General features: G+C 44.8%; 21 protein-coding genes, 2 tRNA genes and 2 rRNA genes. 3 read left to right on the top strand and 22 right to left on the bottom strand.

From position 1 onward, the window contains the following. The first annotated feature begins 6 nt into the window (after window positions 1-6). On the top strand, window positions 7-327 hold the full coding sequence (locus tag ACFQU8_RS05800; RefSeq protein WP_382358252.1) for a hypothetical protein: 321 nt from the start codon (window positions 7-9) through the stop codon (window positions 325-327). Between the two features lie 448 nt (window positions 328-775). Here the strand turns inward: ACFQU8_RS05800 and ACFQU8_RS05795 are convergent, their stop codons facing one another. After that, on the bottom strand, window positions 776-2,194 hold the full coding sequence (locus tag ACFQU8_RS05795) for a flagellin N-terminal helical domain-containing protein (protein ID WP_382358251.1): 1,419 nt from the start codon (window positions 2,192-2,194) through the stop codon (window positions 776-778). A 469-nt stretch (window positions 2,195-2,663) separates the two neighbouring features. Between ACFQU8_RS05795 and ACFQU8_RS05790 the strand changes: the two genes are divergently transcribed. Next, window positions 2,664-4,751 carry a catalase gene (locus tag ACFQU8_RS05790; protein ID WP_382358250.1) on the top strand — a complete coding sequence of 696 codons (2,088 nt, stop codon included), beginning with the start codon at window positions 2,664-2,666 and terminating at the stop codon, window positions 4,749-4,751. Between the two features lie 222 nt (window positions 4,752-4,973). On the opposite strand, the gene ACFQU8_RS05785 is transcribed toward ACFQU8_RS05790, so the two are convergent. The 13 genes from ACFQU8_RS05785 to ACFQU8_RS05725 form a co-directional block, all read right to left on the bottom strand. Beyond that, entirely contained in the window at window positions 4,974-5,408 is a 435-nt protein-coding gene (locus ACFQU8_RS05785) for a cell wall hydrolase (protein ID WP_382358249.1), read from the bottom strand. Between the two features lie 159 nt (window positions 5,409-5,567). After that, window positions 5,568-6,188: an NAD(P)H-dependent oxidoreductase gene (locus ACFQU8_RS05780; protein WP_382358248.1), complete on the bottom strand. Its 621-nt coding sequence runs from the start codon at window positions 6,186-6,188 to the stop codon at window positions 5,568-5,570. A 219-nt stretch (window positions 6,189-6,407) separates the two neighbouring features. Continuing rightward, complete coding sequence (locus ACFQU8_RS05775) at window positions 6,408-6,938, bottom strand: YceI family protein (RefSeq protein WP_382358247.1); 531 nt, start codon at window positions 6,936-6,938, stop codon at window positions 6,408-6,410. Between the two features lie 74 nt (window positions 6,939-7,012). After that, complete coding sequence (locus ACFQU8_RS05770; protein WP_382358246.1) at window positions 7,013-7,603, bottom strand: alpha/beta hydrolase; 591 nt, start codon at window positions 7,601-7,603, stop codon at window positions 7,013-7,015. A gap of 23 nt (window positions 7,604-7,626) precedes the next feature. Continuing rightward, the gene (locus ACFQU8_RS05765) at window positions 7,627-8,235 is read right to left on the bottom strand and encodes a flavin reductase family protein (protein WP_382358405.1); all 609 of its coding nucleotides are present in this window, start codon (window positions 8,233-8,235) and stop codon (window positions 7,627-7,629) included. Window positions 8,236-8,248: 13 nt separating this feature from the next. After that, the gene (locus ACFQU8_RS05760; protein ID WP_382358245.1) at window positions 8,249-9,142 is read right to left on the bottom strand and encodes a VOC family protein; all 894 of its coding nucleotides are present in this window, start codon (window positions 9,140-9,142) and stop codon (window positions 8,249-8,251) included. Between the two features lie 29 nt (window positions 9,143-9,171). Beyond that, window positions 9,172-10,155 carry a ring-cleaving dioxygenase gene (locus tag ACFQU8_RS05755; protein ID WP_382358244.1) on the bottom strand — a complete coding sequence of 328 codons (984 nt, stop codon included), beginning with the start codon at window positions 10,153-10,155 and terminating at the stop codon, window positions 9,172-9,174. 45 nt (window positions 10,156-10,200) lie between these two features. Then, the gene (locus ACFQU8_RS05750) at window positions 10,201-10,617 is read right to left on the bottom strand and encodes a DoxX family protein (protein ID WP_382358243.1); all 417 of its coding nucleotides are present in this window, start codon (window positions 10,615-10,617) and stop codon (window positions 10,201-10,203) included. Window positions 10,618-10,662: 45 nt separating this feature from the next. Next, the gene (locus tag ACFQU8_RS05745) at window positions 10,663-11,112 is read right to left on the bottom strand and encodes a MarR family winged helix-turn-helix transcriptional regulator (protein WP_382358242.1); all 450 of its coding nucleotides are present in this window, start codon (window positions 11,110-11,112) and stop codon (window positions 10,663-10,665) included. Between the two features lie 161 nt (window positions 11,113-11,273). After that, a complete protein-coding gene (locus ACFQU8_RS05740) occupies window positions 11,274-12,137 on the bottom strand; it encodes a glycine betaine ABC transporter substrate-binding protein (RefSeq protein ID WP_382358241.1) in 864 nt (287 codons plus the stop codon). 465 nt (window positions 12,138-12,602) lie between these two features. After that, the gene (locus ACFQU8_RS05735) at window positions 12,603-13,280 is read right to left on the bottom strand and encodes a hypothetical protein (protein WP_382358240.1); all 678 of its coding nucleotides are present in this window, start codon (window positions 13,278-13,280) and stop codon (window positions 12,603-12,605) included. Between the two features lie 59 nt (window positions 13,281-13,339). Continuing rightward, entirely contained in the window at window positions 13,340-13,585 is a 246-nt protein-coding gene (locus tag ACFQU8_RS05730; protein WP_382358239.1) for a hypothetical protein, read from the bottom strand. 44 nt (window positions 13,586-13,629) lie between these two features. Further along, the gene (locus tag ACFQU8_RS05725; protein WP_382358404.1) at window positions 13,630-13,680 is read right to left on the bottom strand and encodes a hypothetical protein; all 51 of its coding nucleotides are present in this window, start codon (window positions 13,678-13,680) and stop codon (window positions 13,630-13,632) included. A gap of 272 nt (window positions 13,681-13,952) precedes the next feature. Here ACFQU8_RS05725 and ACFQU8_RS05720 point away from each other — a divergent pair, with 272 nt between their 5' ends. Then, the gene (locus ACFQU8_RS05720; protein ID WP_382358238.1) at window positions 13,953-16,403 is read left to right on the top strand and encodes a YheC/YheD family protein; all 2,451 of its coding nucleotides are present in this window, start codon (window positions 13,953-13,955) and stop codon (window positions 16,401-16,403) included. A gap of 12 nt (window positions 16,404-16,415) precedes the next feature. On the opposite strand, the gene ACFQU8_RS05715 is transcribed toward ACFQU8_RS05720, so the two are convergent. The 8 genes from ACFQU8_RS05715 to ACFQU8_RS05680 form a co-directional block, all read right to left on the bottom strand. After that, window positions 16,416-17,066 (bottom strand): hypothetical protein, encoded by a 651-nt coding sequence (locus ACFQU8_RS05715; protein ID WP_382358237.1) that lies wholly within the window; start codon window positions 17,064-17,066, stop codon window positions 16,416-16,418. A gap of 157 nt (window positions 17,067-17,223) precedes the next feature. After that, window positions 17,224-17,397, bottom strand: coding sequence for a Spo0E family sporulation regulatory protein-aspartic acid phosphatase (locus ACFQU8_RS05710; protein ID WP_382358236.1), 174 nt, complete (start codon window positions 17,395-17,397; stop codon window positions 17,224-17,226). A gap of 122 nt (window positions 17,398-17,519) precedes the next feature. Further along, window positions 17,520-18,047, bottom strand: coding sequence for an MFS transporter (locus tag ACFQU8_RS05705; RefSeq protein ID WP_382358235.1), 528 nt, complete (start codon window positions 18,045-18,047; stop codon window positions 17,520-17,522). Between the two features lie 50 nt (window positions 18,048-18,097). After that, the gene (gene cudC, locus ACFQU8_RS05700) at window positions 18,098-18,676 is read right to left on the bottom strand and encodes a choline uptake/conversion transcriptional regulator CudC (RefSeq protein WP_382358234.1); all 579 of its coding nucleotides are present in this window, start codon (window positions 18,674-18,676) and stop codon (window positions 18,098-18,100) included. A gap of 308 nt (window positions 18,677-18,984) precedes the next feature. Further along, window positions 18,985-19,057 (bottom strand) — tRNA-Thr (locus ACFQU8_RS05695). Window positions 19,058-19,064: 7 nt separating this feature from the next. Then, window positions 19,065-19,139, bottom strand: a tRNA-Asn gene (locus ACFQU8_RS05690). A gap of 83 nt (window positions 19,140-19,222) precedes the next feature. Further along, window positions 19,223-19,338, bottom strand: a 5S ribosomal RNA gene (gene rrf, locus ACFQU8_RS05685). Window positions 19,339-19,456: 118 nt separating this feature from the next. Then, window positions 19,457-19,646: ribosomal RNA gene (locus ACFQU8_RS05680) — 23S ribosomal RNA — on the bottom strand; the annotation flags it as partial.

Genomic DNA, 19,646 nt, shown 5'->3' with positions numbered 1-19,646 from the left:
AAAACATTGGGTATTGATCCATTTGTGATTCATGATAGGGATATGGGAAAACAGAACGCTTCTGCAGTTAATGATTCGATTTTAAAAGCAGTAGGAGATAAAAATAAGGTAGTTGCTCTAGAAGAATGTATGGAAGATCTATTGGGTTACCCTGAACCAAATGAAAATAAACCCTATAAAGCATATCAATTCATAAATGATAATTGGGGAAGTGACTGGGACGGAATTAATCCAGATTGGAGATCAATAATTGAGAGATTGATTTTCAGTAGAATGAGTGGTGGTAATGCTTATAGTGAAGTAGCAGCATCCATAAATAAGGATTGATTTTACGGAAAAGATCTTAATTTTAAAACCCCTCGGGAGAAACTCCGAGGGGTTTATTATATCCACAATTATTGCAGTAACTGCAATACGCCTTGCGGTTGTTGGTTGGCTTGCTTCGCCGCTATGTCTTTCGATCATAGAATAGACTATATCTTCACCCTTTGTTTAGGGTGCTGGGCACTTCGAATGATATGATTATCACCCTATGAATCTCATTGCCATCGTGTTATCTCACGCTAGGCAGTGCATTCTAGTCGTTGGACCTTCGCCAGGTTTTCACCACAGGCGCTTGGCTGCTGATCATCCATTGTATCATTGTTTTGTTTTTTGAACCGTCACGTTCGCTGTTTCCAGCCTGCGTTGTGGTACAAAACACTTTAGGAACTTCCAGCAATTCACCCAGTTATGCTCTAACCCGTTGCCAGATTAGACGCCCTTTCCCATCAAATTACTGAAGGAGTTGTAAAACACCTTGAGGTCTTTGCTGGGCTTGAGCTAACATGCTTTGCGATGCTTGAGACAAGATGTTATTCTTCGTGAATTCCATCATTTCCGAAGCCATATCCGTATCACGAATACGAGATTCCGCTGCTGTCATGTTTTCGGATGATGTGCTCAAGTTATTGATGGTGTGATCCAGACGGTTTTGAACAGCACCAAGCTTCGAACGCTCAGCGGAAACATCATCGATGGCTCCCTGGATGGTGTCTATAGCTGCATCAGCAGAAGTCTGCGTTGAAATATTCAGTCCGTCGCCAGAACCTACTTTAATTTCTTCACCTGCATCTACTTTTGAATCTGTATCTAGCACCGTTTCACTAGTATCAGAAAATGATTTCCATATTTTACCTTTATCACCACCAGCATCCGTCCCTGAAATTGCTACAACATCTCCTTGATCATTTTGCAAACCTGATTCACCAGAATCAACATCACCATGGCTGTCATCTACAACTGTATACGTTCCATCAGCAAGATCGACACCTGAACTAACTGTCGCGGTTGCGGTTGCACCACTAGCAGTAGAATTTACGGTTCCAGAAATAACAGGATCACCACCAAAATCCGTAGTTGCACTACCACCCGTATCTAGTGTTCCACTAGCCAAATCGTCAATTGATTCATTGTTTTGAAGATTCTTATATGTCTTGCCACCATCATCACTCACCGCTGCGATATCACCATTTTCATTCTGAAGTGCATAACTAACATTTGCTGTGTTATTTGGGGAACCAGTACCATCTTTAACAGTAGCGCCGTCCTCAAGCTCCACAACACTGTACTTGCCCTGATCAATATTATTATTGGTATTTTCGGTTACCTCAAATTGTGCTCCGTCAATGCCGCCTACGTTCAGGGAACTGGCACTCATATCATCAATATTAACTGCTAAATTCTGACCCTCATTTGCACCAACATGGAAAGTCAGATCCTTGTTTCCTTTTGCAAAATCACCATTCAACAACTTCTTGCCGTTAAATTCCGTATCGTTCGAAATATCATCCAGAGCTCTGGACAGTTGATCAACTTCATTCTGCAGTTTCTCGCGGTCATCTGGCGAATTCGAGTCGTTCGCTGACTGGACGGACAGTTCACGCATGCGCTGTAAGATCGCGTGGGATTCATTCATCGCGCCTTCAGCTGTCTGAACTAGGGAAATGCCGTCTTGGGCGTTTTTCTCCGCCATTTCCAAGCCTTTAATCTGGCCGCGCATTTTCTCGGAAATCGCGAGACCTGCCGCGTCATCGCCGGCTTTGTTGATCTTCATACCGGATGACAGTTTTTCCAGCGAGCTTTGTGTCGCATTGTTGTTTTGCTGCAGCTGATTCTGTGTATTCAGCGCCGCAATATTATGATTAATTTGCAAATTAATCAACCTCCATGTTTAAGTTTGGCAAGTCCTGTCCATGTGACTTGCGTGATGGCCATGCTATGATGACCTCACTCCTTATATCGGAAGCATTTGGAAAAGATTAAGCCTTTAAACGAAAAAAGTTTAATGAATTGGTCTTTATTTAGTCAAAACGTCACAAGTTGTCCGTAATGAAAGGTGACCGACTCCTGCGGGAAAAGGTAGGCAGGCTAAGTTCGCGACGTCCTGTCGCAACGCCTGCACTAGCACGTCCTGTGCGTCGAAGACCCCCGCAGGAAGTGGTTTTCTTCCGAGGAGGCTGAAGCCATGCCCGCGGAAAGCGTGTCACCTTTCATGCAGGACAACGGTCATACAGATGAAAATATCATGTTCAATTAAAAAATTTAATATGTCAGGTCATATTCCCTTCAAAAGCACATAGAGATGTAACTGGAGTTCATTTCAGAAAAGGATAGGTGATACCATGAGCGAACACGATAACGACCGATCATCAGGAGGGTACCATCACCACCATTACAATGACGCGAAACACCAGCAGCTGTCCCAGTATTATAAACAAAACACCGGTTACAACAAGCCGCTCACCAGTGACACAGGGAAGAAAATTTCGAATGACAACTGGTCGTTAAGAGCCGGCCAGCGCGGACCGACATTGTTTGAAGATCATCATTTCTATAAGAAGCAGTCGCACTTTAACCGGGAGCGCATTCCGGAGAAAGTCGTGCACGCCCGGGGTGACGGGGCATATGGCGAATTTGAGCTGTATAAGTCGATGCGGCACGTCACCCGCGCGCATTTCCTGCAGGAGCCTGGAACGAAGACACCGGTCTTTACCCGGTTCTCCAATTTTATCGGCAGTAAAGGCTCCAAGGATACAGCGATCGACATACGCGGGTTTGCGACGAAGTTTTATACACAAGAAGGCAACTACGATATGCTCTCGCTTTCCTTTGCCATCTTTTCGATTATGGATGCGATGAAGTTTCCGGACTTCGTGCATGCGGTGAAGCCGAATCCGAAAACCGGCGTGCCGCAAGCAACCGTCGCCCACGAGCATGCCTGGGATTATGTGGCGAATAATCAGGAGATCGCCCACTTCATTATGTGGCTCATGTCCGAACGCGGCCGTCCGAGAAGCTGGCGCATGATGGAAGGCTGGCCAGTGAACACATTCCGCTTTATTAACGACCGGGGGCAGTCGACCTTTGTCCGGTTTGTCTGGAAGCCGGTGCTCGGCGTCCATTCCCTAATGCTGGATGAAGCGAATATCATCGGCGGCGTTGACCCGGACTTCCACCGGCGCGACCTGCATGAAGCGATTGAGTGCGGAGCTTATCCTGAATACGAACTCGGCGTGCAGATGATTCCAGAGGGCGAGGAATACAATTATAATTTTGACATACTGGATGATACCAAGCTGTGGCCGGAAGATGTCATCCCGGTCGAGATTATCGGTAAAATGACGCTCAACCGGCTGGTGGAGAATCATTTTGCGGAAGAGGAGCAGTCGTCATTCGACCCGTCCACCCTCGTACCGGGCATTAACTTTACGAATGATCCCGTTCTGCAGGGCCGCTCCTTCGCCTATCGCGATACCGATTATCACCGGCTCGGAACCGGCAACATCAACAATATCCCCGTCAACCAGCCGATTGCCGAGGCGAACACAAATCAGCAAGACAGCTATGTTCGCCATCAGATCGATGTTGATGACGTGAATTATAAAGACAATCAGCTCGCCGGGAATACGCCCTATGTAACACCGCCCGAGCAAGGCGGCTTTAGCCATTATCCCGAGCAAGTCCAGGGTTATAAAACACGCGAACGGCCGGGACCGTCATTCTATGACTTCTTTTCCCAGGCGCGGCTTTTCTGGAACAGCATGACCCACGTGGAGAAGCAGCACATCATCGAAACCTTTATCTTCCACCTCAGCTACGTACCAACCAAGGGCATCAGACAGCAAGTCGTCGATATGTTCGCCAGCGTCGACCAGGGAATGGCCGCTGCGATCGCTGACGGCACCGGGGTCAATCCGCCAGAAGGCTCGCATGTACCCGTTTACGACAGCTCACCAGGCCTGAGCGAGGCGAACACACCGCATTACGCCTATACGCAAAAAGTGGGTGTCCTGATTAACGATGGCTTCCATGGCGAGGAAGTCCGGCACACCCTTGATACATTAAAACAGAATGGCGTGTTCATGGACGTAATCAGCGACCATCTGGGGACCATCGTCGGGTCAGACGGCACCGCGATTGAGGTGAACAAAACCTTCACGTCAACCTATCCGGTCCTGTATGATTCACTCTATGTCGTGGGCGGCCGGCCGCGCCATAGCGAAGCCAGTTTCCGCTATGACGTGATGGATTTTCTCCATTCCGCCTATAAGCACTACAAACCGATCGGCCTTGCCACCACCGGCCAGCACTTCCTGCGGCCGACGCACGAGAACAACCTGTCCGGCGTGGTCTTTGCCGCCAGCAATCCAGACTTTGCCCATGACTTCGTCCACGCAATCGCCTGCCAGCGTTTCTGGGACCGGACATAGGATTAGAGACGTTAAGAAGCCGCTCACATAGTGTGAGCGGCTTCTTGTGGTTTGTGGGGATCGGAGATAAAGAAAATATAAACCTACCGCAAAATGAGCGGTGGCCGTTTCGAAAAAAGGAACCCATCCTATTGAGGCACAGCAGGATGGGTTACTTTTTTGATTGTATGCTTTAATTGTTACAATAAGTGTTAGTATCGTGCATATTACGGCAGCCTGCCCTTAATAAACACTGGCACAGGTTCCAGCTGCTGGTTCATAAAAACAATGCTGCTTAAATTGACCTGTAAATGGCTGACCGTACCACATGTCAGGGCATTCCCCACCTGGATTAAAGTACCAAAGTGCATATTTCGCTGGATGGGTCCGCCAATACTTTAAATTCTTTTTAGCCAGTCGCCTTTCAGCATTTCTGGCTGGCCGGTAAAATAAACTCCCCTTTTGTACCGCTTCAAATGCATAATTGTTGCCTTGGACTTGATAAATGACTTGAGAAATGGTTCTGACGTCTGAAAAATCCAGACAATCCGCCTTATCGCGATTAACAATAACATTTCCAACGTAAAGCATGCCCTGTTTTCCTTCGCTGACAGCTTCCGCTCGCATCATTCTCGCCATTAAGTCAACGTCAGAATCAGTGTATTGGACAATTGCCATTTCAACACCTCCACTGTATGGTATGTAAAAATGGCTCGTATGACAACCTTAACTTAAATACAATAAAAAAACCCGCTTATACGCTTTAATAGCAAGCAGAAGCGGGCTTTTGTCATTTATCTAATGCTTTAGAGGATTTCCTGAACAGATTGCATGGCCTTAAGCCTCATTCGCTTGTCCTTGCTTAACCCATTTACCAACCTGAACAGTACGTTTTGCCTGATGTTTGACAGCATCTGTAACGTCTTCAACCCAGTTGCCTTGCGGGTCGATCGTCACACTTGTACCGTATGGATTACCGCCAGCTGCAAAGATTGAACCATCTGTATACCCTGGTGCAGCAATGATGGCACCCCAATGCATCATGGTAGCATAGAGCGAACGAATGGTTTGTTCCTGACCACCGTGCGGGTTTTGCGCTGACGTCATCGCGCTGACGACTTTATTAGCAAGTTTTCCTTCTCCCCATGCAGGACCTGCCTGATCAAGGAATTGTTTCATATGAGCTGAAATGTTGCCAAAGCGGGTCGGCGTACTGAAGATGATGGCATCGGCCCACAGCAAATCATCGATTTCGGCTTCCGGAATAGCTTTAGTTGCTTCCTGGTTGGCGTCCCAAGCGTCATTTGGGACGATATCTGACTTCGGAGCAATTTTGGCCACTTTGGCTACCTTAACATTCGCTCCCGCTTCTTCGGCTGCCTCTGCTGCCGTGTTTGCTAATGTGACGTTACCCCCGGATGAACTATCATAAACAATGGCTAAATTAAGATCAGACATATTTATCTTCCTTTCTGAATATAAGTTTCTTTAATTATTCTTGTTTGATTCATCTTGATTTCAAGATTCATTATATCAAAATATGATATTTTGTCAACCATGTATGCTTCTTATTCCATGCTGGTCTTCGGCTGCATCCAACACCAACAGTCTGGATCGATCTGTCGGCTGTCTAGCAAGATGCTCCGGCACGGGCGGATGTTTTCCCGCATGACAGGTTTACTTACGTAATTGAATCTCAATATCAATTTTTATTTCATCGCCTACGACAACGCCACCTGTTTCAAGTGCTGCGTTCCAAGTTAAACCAAAGTCTTTTCGACTAATTTTTGTACTTCCCGTAAACCCAGCTGCTTCATCTCCAGTCATGGGGTCTTTGGCCTCGCCTTCAAACACGACGTCGAATGTTACGGATTGTGTGACCCCTCTAATCGTAAAGTCGCCTGTAACATCATAACGATCATTCGATTTTTTCTCGATGTCGGTTGCTTTAAATGTTATATAAGGATGATTCTCTACATCAAAAAAATCAGCTGATCGCAGATGCTCATCTCGATCTTCTTTCCGGGTATTAATACTGTTTGTATCGATTTTCACCTCAATTGAAGCATCTGTTAAATCGTTTGTATCTGCTTCTGCTGTCCCTTCAAATTCGTCAAAAGTACCTTTCACATTTGAAATCATCATGTGCTTCACTGAAAATCCTATTACACTGTGTACCTTGTCCACGTTCCATACTGCGTTTGCCATATTAATCGCCTCCAATAAATTGGTTTCTTTTTGATTTCATACTTGCAGCTTCCATCTTTTGAGGCCTGAACCTTTTAGCTTAGCCATTCCCTTGCTTTTAGAGCAGCATCCTGGGATAGATTGTGTCCTTTAACCCAGGTTGTTGTGACGTTGGCATTTCTTTCTTTAAAGAGATCAATCACACGATTGCTTTCTGCTTCTGATACAATCGGGTCGCCCACGCCAAGCGAAAGAAATACATCTACATCACTGAAATCTTGTTTTTCTGTAACACTTGTCGGATATAATGGTGCGAATAAAGCTGCTTTTTTAAATGTATGAGGGTGTTGCAGCATCATCTGTATAGCAATGTTAGATCCATTAGAAAAACCAACAAGTACAGTGTCTTCCAGCTTAAATGCATATTCTTTTGCCTTTTCCACGATGAAATCATAAAGCTCTTCTCCACGAAAGGCTAAATCTTCCCAGTCATACTGGCCTTCTCCATAACGCTTGAAGAATCTGTTCATACCATTTTCCTGGACATTCCCTCTGATGCCTAAAATGTTATATTCAGAGTCGAGCATTTCTGCAAGAGGAATCAAGTCTGTTTCTGTACCGCCGGTGCCGTGGAGTAACACAAACACGGGTGCCCCTTTTTTCTGTTCCCGATAAATATATTCCATCCTTATCACTCCTTTTCATATAGTTACGGCCGTTCAATTGTAAAGATATTTCCAACTTCAGCATAATCATTTCCCGCAAGTCGACTGACGGCATTTAATTTTAGTGGATCAATATACCCTTGCTGATAAATAGCTTCGTCTATATGATAATGTTTTACTTTCAGCAACAACAAATCTGCAGTTGGAAGATTTTGTTCATTATACACGACCATCGAATCATATAGTTCCACCTCATATCTCACTTTCGTTTCATTAATCCCTGGAACACGAATCGTATGTGAATCCGTCGTTGTAAATTCTGATATATCAAGTTCACTTTTTTCCGCATCCAAGGGAGCTGACGTTTTGTTTGTCGCTGCTACATTATCTGTATCAACCATCTGAACGACAGCTTCCTTGTTTTCGAAAATATTTCTCGCCGTATCTTTCGGACTTTGGTCTATACGCTGTACAGCGATAGATAGTATAGGTGGATCATACGTCGCGATGTTGAAATAACTAAACGGTGCGATATTCACAATCCCCTTGTTGGAAATCGTCGACACAAGGGCGATTGGTCTAGGAATGACAGAACCAATAAGGAATTTCTTTTTCTCTTTAGACGTCAGTGCTTGGGGTGAGAAGTTCAACATGTTATTCACCCGTTTATATGTCCAATTCAGGCAATAATGTTTCATATTCTTGCCTTTTATGTTCATATTGTTCCGGTAATTTCAATGCGGTTCCAAGCGACGCTTTGTCCTCATCCAAATCAAACCCTGGGCCGTCTGTCGCTAATTCAAAAATAACGTTCCCTTTTTCAGGTATATACACAGAGTTAAAATAATGTCTATCTTTTATGACCGTTGTTCTAAACCCTTCTTCTTGAAGACTGGATTGCCATTCTTCTAATACCTCAACATCCGGAACAGACCAAGCGATGTGATGGACCGTTCCAATCCCAAAGCGTCCTCTGGATTGTGGTGGCATAGACGTCATAATATGATGCTTCTCCTCCCCCACAGTTTCATAATGACGATGGTCATTCGGACTAGCCAGTTTTTTCAAACCCATCATATCGGTAAGCAAGTTTTCAGTTCCATCTGGATTGGCTGATAATAAAACGGCTCCATGAAAAGAAAGGATATCAGGTTGATTTGCTGCTGTGTCACCTTCAACAATCGCAAGTTCAAGGCCATGTATATCATCAAACTCAAGTGTATCCTGACCAAATAATTGTGTTTTTTCCACGTGGATATTTTGTTTCGTTAGATGGTCATGCCAGTGATCCATACTATCTTTCGGTACTCTAAATGCAATCCTTCCAACTTGTCCACTGCCCTTTCTCCCATAATTGTCATTTGTCCATGGGAAAAATGTAATAATGGTTCCAGGTGTGTCATGATAATCGCCGAAATATAAATGATAAACGCCCGGATCATCAAAATTAACGGTTTGTTTAACGAGTCGAAGGCCTAATACATCCCGGTAAAATCTTAAGTTTTCATTTGGATCTCCGACAATAGCTGAGATATGATGAATCCTTTTGATTGCTTCCACACTTTCTCCCTCCTTTTCAAAGTCTTTTATCATTCCCGTTCTTTTATAAAATCTTTAGTGCTTCTGACTGTATCAATCGGACGCACATAGCTTTCAATTTTCTCGCGTTTTGGTTCCAGGGCTGGTGGTAAAGATAATGTTTCACCAAGCGTCTCATAAGGCTCGTCACCCATAAAGCCAGGCCCATCTGTCGCAATTTCAAACAGAATTTGGGAGGGAACCTTTAGATATAAGGATTCAAAAAAGTGACGATTAACATAGCCCGAATTTGGAAGACCGGTATGCTGCATATACGCAATCCACTCATCAAGCCCGTCACGATCTTCTACACGGAAAGCAGAATGGTGAACGGTCCCATAGCCTTGGCGAGCAACCGGCAGGCTGGTGTTATATTCTACAATCACTTGTGCGCCGTTACCACCTTCGCCGATTTCAAATAAATGATCAGAACCCTCATGAGCCATTTCTTCAAAACCTAAAACATTTTCTATAATGTGTTTAAAACCCTGATAATCATCCGTTAAAACGCGTATGGGTCCTAGTCCCGCAATGGCATACGCTTCTGGTATTGGTCCCTTTTCCCACGGCGTTCCTGCTGTCACACCGCTGTTATTTTCATCCGAAATCAATTGATATTGCTGACCATCAAAATCAACGAATGGGAGAACCTTTTTATCAAATTCCGTTTGAATACCATTGTGTTCAACCTGCAGACGATCAAACCGGCGCAGCCAATAATCTAAGGCCTCATCACTTGGTACACGGAAGGCTATTCTTCCGATTTCATTTGTGCCATGCGTTCCTTTTGGAGCACCTTGAAAATCAAAAAATGTCATATCTGTCCCCGGATTGCCTGTATCATCGGCAAAGAATAAGTGATACGTCCCGATATCATCCTGATTCACCGTTTTCTTCACGAGACGCATACCCAAAATATACGTGAAAAATTCATAGTTCTTCTCGGCACTGCTTGTAATGGCTGTTACATGATGAATGCCTTTTAATCCTTTCATTATCCAGTCCTCCTGTTCACAGGTATTTAGTTTAATCATTCACCTTTAGAAAATTAACGCGTCTATAGCATAAGCACCTGGACCAACCAGGGCGATGCCTATTGCTACAGCTATAATAATCAGGTTATATTCAAAGCCGCCGTTACTACTCCAAAACCCATTGGGGCCATGCACTTTTATAATGGCCATCAGCATTGCCCCGATGATTAGCAAAGAAGCCAATGGTGTCAAAAAGCCCAAAGCTAATAATAGTCCTCCGCCAACTTCCGATAATCCCGCCATTACAGCCATAGCAGCACCAGGTTTTATCCCGATGGATTCAAAGAAACCAGCAGTGCCTTTTATACCGCCCCCATTAAACCATCCGAATAATTTCTGCGATCCGTGCCCTATAAACGTCAAACCAACCATTAATCGAATAATCAGTAAACCAATACTTGCTGTTACACCATAAGAAACCAATTTAAAAACCCCTTCAATTATTTTTATATATAGCAAAAGTTATTGTTAAGCTTGCTGCGACAGACCTAATTTCTTCAACAATGCTTTGAGTTCATGCTTTTCATCATAGGTCAGTGCACTAAACATGTCATTGACAGCTTCCTCCTGTTTCGGAAATATATTATTCATAAGCATTTCCCCCTGCTCTGTGATAGAGGCATAGGTTACACGGCGATCCTCTGGGCTGGGTTTTCTTTCTAAAAACCCTTTTTTCTCCAGTTTATCAATGACATACGTTATACTGCCGCTGGTCAGCAGTATTTTCTTGCCGATCTGCTGAATGGCCTGTTCTCCCTTGTGATGCAAAAGTTCCAAAACACCAAATTCTGCGGGGTAAAGGCCATACTGCTTAATATTCTGCCGATCTTGCTCCATGACAGCGTGACTTGCGCGCGATAATACAACAAAACACTTTAAGGAGAGATCTTTTTCATCATTCCCGGACGCTGATTCCATATCCTAAACACCCCTTCGTTCATTTATCTTTACTTCAAGATTTATTATATCAAAGTATTTTATTTTGTCAAACCTTCTCGACAAAATCTTTGATATGGGATCAGACATTGGGTTACGGACATACAAAAGCCGCTCACGTCGTGTGGGCGGCTTTTGTATGGCTATTTTTCCAGCCATTCATCAACCTTATCCGGATGATCGTCAATCCATTCCTCAGCCAGATCCTCAGGTTTTTCGTCATCAAATTTCATACTGTTTTGCCATTTCTCAACCATATCCAGCGTTAAATCCATATTCGCAAACACCGTATAGGCGAAAGGTGACGCATTCTCCAGGTCATTCGTCACACCGATATGCACATCATCTAAATGCCAGACGTCCTTAGGATCATCTAAAAACTTAAGATCCATCTTCATAAACATCGGATGCGGACGCCACGCATCAAACACAATGGGTTCTCCATCTTCAAAGGAATCGACAGCCTTCGCCACCATGGCCTGTGAACTGCTGTTTTGCACCTCAAAATCAGCCATGTTATATTCATCGACCATTCTTTCGGTCGTTTTGGACATGCCGCTTCCAGGTTCAATCGCATAGATCTTACCGTCAAATTTTTCTGGATGTTCTTTAACATCCTCAATTGAATCGATATCTTCCAAATAGTCAGGAACAGCGACACCGTATGGCATATCCGAATAGAGCGTTCCCGCTATCTTGAAATCACCTTCGTATTTTTCCAGATACTCTTTTTGCAAACCAGGTGCCCAGACATCAACAAAGGCATCAATATCTCCATTGGACAACGATTGATACAAGATACCGACATCGGCTACCTCAATTTCGACATCATAGCCTTCCCGTTCCAAAATCTCTTTGGACAAGTAAGCTGGCACCGTCGCAAAATCGTATGGATCCTGTCCGATCGTTATGGTCTTATCGTCATCGCTGTCAACCGCCTTATCCTGTGCAGCCTCGCCTTCCTGATCATTGCTGCACGCGGCCAATCCAAACGTAAGCAGTAACACTGATAAAGCTGCTAAACGTATTTTATAAGTTAATTGAATGATTGTCCCTCTCCCTTAATGTTTGTGCCATCGGCTGCCGCATGACCCTCCCTTTGTTGATGCACATTGGAATGCAGAAAAACATAACCAAATTTTCCTGCACAAATTTTTTGAATATAGTTTATGTATATGTTTTCCATAAGGAACAGTGATCTCGGGGGAGGCATTTAAATGGATAAAAGATAAGAAGCCTATGTCATATGCACCGCCAGCGATAAAAAAGTACGGCTGCTTTTGCTCACCTACTTTGAAACTTCTTTTTTATTTTCATGAAAAAGATTGAACTCATTTAGTCTTGCACAAGCTTGCTACAATCCAGACATCATTATTAAAGATAGTGGACACGTTTAAAAAAGCCGATTATTCCATGAATGACCGTGCATGCCTAGGTTAAGCTTATATGTATTTAATAAACTCTTAACTGCTTTATTCACTAAAATCTCTTCTATTCTTTGTAATCATCTTTTCAATAAATTCCAATATACTGCCATTAAATTTTCCACCTGATATTCTATTGCTAATAAACTCTGGTGAAAAGAAAGAAATATATTCATCCTCGGTTGTGTAAGTCTCTTCTGTTTCATAAACAAGAATTCTGGTAGTATCTAAAGATCTAAAAGAATCAATTGACATAACTGAAGTATCAACTGCACCTATAGGAAATAGTAACCTATCGAACGGTTTACTATTTCCCCAATGTTTTCTTATACGCTCTTTAATATTGCCGGATGTACCCACATATACTTGGCAATATTCATCTAATATCATTACATAATATCCAGCACGTTGATCATAATTATTCAAATCCGTAATATCTTGAAACATTGGATATTTATCTTTGAATGCTTGTATTTCACTTTCAAATTTATCGTGATTTAATTGATGATAAAATTTCATATGTAAATCAAAATTTCTTAAACAATTACTCTGATGTTTCAAACACCATTCATCAGTGTAAAATTTACCCTTCTCATCTTCATATGCGTGCAACATATTTTTGAATTTCCCTAAAGAGTTTCTTTTATTAATTAAGGCATATTTTTCACGAGTTAATTTGAGTCCCCATTTTCCCGGAAAAACTGTAACCCCAAAATGGATCGGCATATAGACCTCCTCATTATAACTTTAGTTTTAATTAATAAATAATAACGATCGATATTTCTTTACACAATAAAATGGGCACCCTTGCGGATCAGATGATGAAACAGCCCGTGATCTACATCGAATCGCCCTTTCTGTTCATCATTACCACTATAGCACCTTTTGCCAGTGGCTTCACCGTATTTTAGTTTGATTACGTCAGCAAATGGTGTATAATAACATGTAATTAACACTATCATAATAAAGACCGAGTGGTGCTGATACACCACACGGCCTTGTGTGTCATGCCCTTCAAAGGGGTGACTCACGTGGGTAAAGGTAACCCCCTGCGCTTGTCAAGGCTCAAGGGTGGTTACTTTTTTTCTGACAGAATTGCAACAATTAATGTTGCAAACGAAATCATCACAATTAATGATTCGAAAACTGTCATCAGCGTCACCCCCTTTCTATAAGAAAGAAAAAGGGAGTGAGCCACCACCCATGAAAACCTCATGACACTATCGTGATTATAACATAGCAAAATTTTTAGTAAATTAAAGAAACGTCACCCTAAGCAATCTCGCCAAACACATGCAAACCTCTCTAAGAATCTCGCCTTTTCCCTTTACCTCACCCGTTTCATTGCCGATACTAGTAATAGAAGAAACGCAATCATCATTCAGAGGAGCGAATGCTATGTCAGCATTAACTGGCCAGCAGGAGAAGCAAGTGATCAATCTTTCCCAGACATTGCTGGAGGCAGGTGAACACTTGCACACATTAGTCAAAGCGAAAGAAATCCAGCAGAGCATTTTTACATTAAGTTCGCTGGTGGACGGGATTGCGGCGATCCGTCCTGCGATCAAAGAAGTGCAAGATCCCGATCTATCCGGACAAATCGATAAATTGGAACAACACGTTTTGAATATGACCCGGCTGCTGCAGGCGGGGAATCTCGCCGAAATCAGCGGCATGCTGCAGTTTACTGTTCGGCCGCTGATCAAGTCGATTTACACCACGCTGAACGCGGAAATCGGCAGTACGACTGAGCCAGACAAGCCGTGTGCCATCGGTGTGTTTGCCGCATTCAGAAATCCGCTCGACATTTACACAGATGAACGGATTCAGGCAATGGTTGAGGCAAGCGAGCAGCAGCACGCCCAGCTGTATTTTTTCACATCGGCTGACGTGGACTTTGCCGAGCAGACAATCGCAGCGGATACGTATCAGAATGGCGGCTGGCAGCGTGTAACGGCCTCGTTCCCGGACGTGATCAATAATGTGGGCACCGGCCAGCGAGCACATGCGGAACGGAAATTGCGACGCATGATTCCGTTTACGACCTTTCACGTGGACAATAAATTGTTTTTGCCGAAACGCATGCTGCAGTACCGTCAATATGCAGATCTGCTCGTCCCATTTCAGCCATGCCGCAGTATCAAGGGCATTCACGACTTTATGGACAAGCATGCGCGCGTCGTTTTCAAAGCGCTCGGAAGCAACCGCGGGGAAAACATTTTCTTTGTCACGAAAACAGGCAAACGTTATCACGTGCAGGCTCATAAGAAAGAACAGATCCTCGGACAGGATGATTTTGATAAGTGGCTGGAAAACGTGATTTTAAAGAAACAGGGCGGCTATATTGTGCAGCGCTACATTCATACACGCACGAAGGATGACGAGCCTTACCATATCCGTGCGCATGTGCAGAAGGACGGCGAAGGCAAATGGGTGCTCACACATATTTATCCGCGTATCGGCAACAAGCGGAGCAATTTGAGCAACGTCGCAACAGACGGGCACGTCGAGGACTTCCATACATTTCTCCAGCAGGAATACGGCGAGCAGCTCGGGGCGACGTATGAACAGGACATTTTGGAATTGTCCCTAAATGTGACCCGCCATCTCGATAAATTGTACAATCTGGCCCTGGATGAATTGGGACTGGATTTTGCGATCGATGAAAACGGCCGGTACTGGATGCATGAAGCGAATAATGGTCCGCAGACCGCCTTTCATGAAGCGAAACGCGCTGTGAACACGGTCGCTTATGCCAAATATATCGCAGAAAATGGCATTGTCCGCACCGAGCCCAGAAATAACAACAGCCAGCAGTTTCAGGCAAGGCGTGCGGATCTCCCTGTTATGCAAGACACAGACCAGCCGTCAGTAGCGCTGTTAACCGGCAAACTTGTTTATGATAATCTGACCCGGGACATGATCGCGAAAGCCGCGGACGAAGGCATAACGCTTTTTTCCTTCACGCCGGCCGATATTGATGCGGATGAGATGCTGATTCGCGGCCACTTTTATGAGGATGACGCATGGGTTCCGAAAATCGTCAGCTATCCGGATGTTATTATGGATCGTCTGAAACTCCGGGGAAATGCCAATGCCAGCTGGATTTACGAAGAACTGGAAACGAGCCTATTCACCAACGAATGGCCCGGCTTGCGGCATACCCGCTCTGAGCTGTATGAGCAGCTGCAAAGCGCCGATCCAGAAACCACCATGGCGCCCTGGCAGCGCGTTGGCAGCACACGCGACATTTTCCGGTTCATCGAAACATACGGCAGCATATTGCTTAAACCGGAGCAAGGCCCGGCCCGAGGCAACACCCAACGCGCTGAAAAACGCGCAGACGGCCAAATGACTATCAGCCAGGGAAACACCAGTCAAACCTTCAACGAGCTGCCCTTACGGCATAAATGGAACGAATGGCTCAAGAAAAAACGCCTCGTCGTCCTGCAGGATACCCGTTCACAGACTGACGAGGGGACGCCGTTCACCATTTACACACACGCCTCGCGCTTAAACGGTACCTGGCAACTCGTTGACGGCTTTGCAGAAACAGCACGGCAAACCGCCCCCGGCGAATTTCTGGCCCAGCAATACGAAACGGACACGGCGGACCAGCTCGAGCAACAGATCGAAAGGCTTACAATACAGACAGCTGAGCAAATGCGGCACATATACGGCGAAGTCATCACCGAAATGGCCTGCCATATCAGCATCGACTCAGAAGGCGTTCTGAACGTGCTGGACATCCGGCCAAACGGCCCCGAAGTCATGTTCGATACCGAAGCAATTGCCGCAAGCATCATCACCTACACAAAAGATATGACACAGAATATGGAAGTAAACTAGAAATCTGCATGATTAAGGTGACGGACAACATTGCGAGCACAGCCCCGCGCGAGATTGGGGCTGTGCTCGCTTAATTTTGGGTGCTGCTCGCGCGGATTGGAGTGGTGCTCGCGCTCTATTCAGTGCGCCTCGCGCGGATTGAGATGATGCTCGCGCTCTGTTCCGTGCGCCTCGCGCGGATTGGGGCGGTGCTCGCGTTCTGTTCGGTGCGCCTCGCGCGGCCCTGGGCGCTGCTCGATCAAATTCCGGTGTTCCTCGATCGACTTTGGGCGCTGCTCGATCGAATTCCAGTGCCCCTCGATCGACTTTGGGCGCTGCTCGATCGAATTCCAGTGCCCCTCGATCGAATTTGGGTGGTGCTCGATCGAATTCCAGTGCTCCTCGATCGACTTTGGGCGCTGCTCGATCGAATTCCGGTGTTCCTCGATCGAATTTGGGTGGTGCTCGATCGAATTCCAGTGCTCCTCGATCGACTTTGGGCGCTGCTCGATCGAATTCCGGTGTTCCTCGATCGATTTTGGGTGTTGCTCGATCGAATTCCAGTGCCCCTCGATCGACTTTGGGCGCTGCTCGATCGAATTCCAGTGCCCCTCGATCGACTTTGGGTGGTGCTCGATCGAATTCCGGTGTTCCTCGATCGACTTTGGGACGCTGCTCGATCAAATTCAGGCGCCTCGCGCGACTTATCACGCTGCAGCAAAGATACAGCCTAACTTCCCAACCCAATAAAAAACGCTCATCAAAGGATGAGCGTTTTTTTACGGATTATAGTAGGCCGGATGACCAGCTGCTGAAGCAGGATATATCATGCTGATTGCTGCTAATCGCCTTTACTCTTTTGGTAAGCAAGAATGAGACGATCAAGTTCCTGACTGATGCTCAGTGTCTCCTCATTTTCCATCCCTTGAACAGCTGCCGTATCAACCAGCTGCTGTCTCTTTTGTTCAAGCTTATGAGCTAAGAGGCCCAAATTGCTGTCATCCAACTGTATCATACAAGCTCCTTATATGTTTGATTCCTAGTAATCAATCTATTATAACTCATATTGTATGAAATTGTGTGACAGATCCATGACATCTTACCCAGTAAACCTACCCACAATGGAATGTTACTCGGTTACACACACTTGTCGCGTCCTGCTCCAAGCCCTGCCAGCGTCAGCAGCACAGACACAATCACCAGTATAAAAATCGATACCGTCCACTCACCCCAGCAGCCAAGAAACCATCTCATAAAAAAAGTAACCTGCCAAGCCAATGGCGACTTCAATAAGCTGCCTTCTACTGGTGCATCTGCATCGTCTTCCATATTGTTTTCCTTAGCTTCGGGTGTATCTTTCCTGATAACAAATAGACACACAATAATGGCGGCTAAAGCCAGAATCCCCCACGACAACAATGCGAGTTCCCAGCCCATGCCGGCATTTTTTATCAACGGAACGAACACCCCTGAAGCGGTCGCCGCAAACACCGCCATAGATGTCGAGTACGCACTTGTCATGCGGCCGACTCTATGCGGGAAATTTTCTTTAATAATCGCCGGGAAATTACCCAGGCGTCTCCCAATTCTCGGGGCAAGCGGTGACACAATCGCAAATGTTATTAGCGGCAGACTCGTAATCGTGCCTGCGCTCCAAGTTGCCAAACCATTTTGATCGCGAATCCTCAGTCAAAGAAGAAGATAATCTTTAGCTTCTAATCTCTTCTGTCCACATCTTCTATGGGAATATAATTAAAAATCTCTCCAGATTTCGTTAGCTGGGTCAACCGCTCAAGCCAATGATAATAGATCTTAGCTTCATCAAGCTGCTGATAATCCAGTTCAGCTCTTTGACGCACTTGTTCAGGTGTCTCACTATCGTCGATCACCTGTTTGAGCTGTTTTTGGGAACTATGAATGCTCGTCAGAAACATCCCCACTTCTCGTTCCCACTTCATACCAAAAAACTGGGAAAAATAATTAAAAAAGTTTTTCTCAGCTATAAAGGAATCTCTTCTTGACCCTTTTTGCCATACCTTTTGAACAATATTAATATCCTGGAGTTTCCGAACCGATGTACTCATACTCGGCTTACTCATTCCAAGCTCCTGCTTCATCTGATCCAGGGTAATCGGCTGATGTTTAAAATACATCGTGCCATACAGCCGTCCGACAGAAGGTGTAACACCATAGAGATCCATTGTCTCAGAAATCGTATTAACCATAATGCTTTCTGCCTGATCAACTTTTTCTTCATTTTTGTCCTGATTCATGTTACTTTGATTATCTTCCACAGTGGCACCTCTTTTCCTGAGGAATAACAAGATTTGTTACGTTTTATCGTAACCATTAACAGCGTTTATATCATTATTAACATATTAAACGTTATTATATTTTATAATGACTTTCTGCATCTGTCAACTTCATTTAGAAACGTTTGTGGAGGATGATCATGATTAAAACACTACGAAGCTGGATGTCTATAAAAGATAATCTTCCCTGGAATTAATCTTATTAGCAGAACAGAAACATAGCTTTTTTAGATCAAAAAAAGCGCCAAGGCGTTGTTATACCAACGCCTTAACGCACAATAAACGAAAAGAGCTTCCAATCGGACTCGAACCGATGACCTCTTCCTTACCATGGAAGCGCTCTACCGACTGAGCTATGGAAGCAAAATAATGGCTCCACAGGCAGGATTCGAACCTGCGGCTACTCGGTTAACAGCCGAGGGCTCTACCGCTGAGCTACTGTGGAATAAAAATATGTATAACTTACATTGTGTGCAGTTCATAATGACTGCCTAACCAAATAATATCACACTAATGAATATAATAAAAGCCTGGCAACGTCCTACTCTTGCAGGGGTCAAACCCCAACTACCATCGGCGCTGGAGAGCTTAACTGCTGTGTTCGGCATGGAAACAGGTGTGTCCTCTCCGCCATCGTCACCAGACTTTATATTGATTTTGAAATCACATAACCATTATAAGCATTTTTAACTCAAAATGCAACAGGTTTTTTAACCTTTGCACCCTGAAAACTAAATAAGAGAACCATCAAGCTACATTCTGTTAGTTAAGTCCTCGATCGATTAGTATCCGTCAGCTTCACGTGTCACCACGCTTCCACCCCGGACCTATCAACCTCATCGTCTTTAAGGGATCTTACTCACTGGACGTGATGGGAAGTTTCATCTTGAGGGGGGCTTCATGCTTAGATGCTTTCAGCACTTATCCTGACCACACGTAGCTACCCAGCCGT

Source organism: Lentibacillus kimchii (assembly GCF_042666895.1).
GTDB classification, from domain to species: domain Bacteria; phylum Bacillota; class Bacilli; order Bacillales; family Amphibacillaceae; genus Lentibacillus; species Lentibacillus kimchii.
Note: the sequence above shows the minus strand (reverse complement) of the source record. Positions and strands in the feature narration are given on the sequence as shown.